Annotated in this window: 1 protein-coding gene; it reads left to right on the top strand. The window is 65.9% G+C overall.

Translation table 11 applies throughout. The annotated features are described in order from the left end of the window. Positions 1-828, top strand: an 828-nt coding sequence (locus EN943_RS37215; protein WP_127416629.1) for a LysR substrate-binding domain-containing protein, incomplete at its 5' end; no start/stop codon positions are given. Positions 829-838: the final 10 nt, after the last annotated feature.

Raw genomic sequence — 838 nt, 5'->3', positions numbered from 1 at the left:
GTCAAGCTGTTCGAGCGGGTCGGCCAGCGGGTCAAACTGACGCCGCATGGCGCGGAGCTTCTGCCGGCGGTGTCGACCGCCTTCGACGGCATCGCCGCCGCCACCCAGCGCATGACAAGACCGGCAAGCAGCGGCACACTTTCGGTCTCCTGCGTGCCGGCGCTGCTGTTGTTGTGGATGACACCGCGGCTCGGCAGTTTCATGGCGCAATATCCCGACATAAGGCTGACGCTTATCCCTTCCAACGATTCCAAGGATTTGCGGGCGCCCAACATCGATGTCTGCGTGCACTATGGCGACGGCAGCTGGACCGATTGCTGGATGCGCAAATGGTCGGGCCTCGAACTGTTTCCCGTGGTCAGCCCGACACTGATCAATAACCGGCCGATCCGCAGCGTCAGGGATCTCGCCGACCATGTTTTCCTGCATGGCGATGACGGCCGCGAATGGCATACCTGGCTGGCGGCCGCCGAAGCGCTGGACCTGGAGCGGGGTCGCCGCCATCACCTTGGCGATGCGCGTATGGCGACCGAGGCGGCGGTGCATGGCCATGGCGTTGCGTTGGGCGACTCCGTGACGGCAAGCGCGCTGCTGGCCAGGGGCATGCTGGTCGCGCCGTTCAGCCTGTCGGTGCCGGCGGTCGACGATTTCTATGTCGTCTGCCGCAACGAGATGCGGGCGACGCCGATCGTGCAGGTGTTCGTCGACTGGCTGTTTGCCGAGAAGGCCGGGGATGACGGGCGCGCCGACGCCCCTGTGGCGGACCGCATCGTCAGCCGCCGCAAGCGTCCGGCGCTCAGGGTGATGGGCGGCAAATCCGCAAGCTGATGCCAAGCTG

Source organism: Mesorhizobium sp. M7A.F.Ca.US.006.01.1.1 (assembly GCF_003997935.1).
GTDB lineage: Bacteria > Pseudomonadota > Alphaproteobacteria > Rhizobiales > Rhizobiaceae > Mesorhizobium.
Note: the sequence above shows the minus strand (reverse complement) of the source record. Positions and strands in the feature narration are given on the sequence as shown.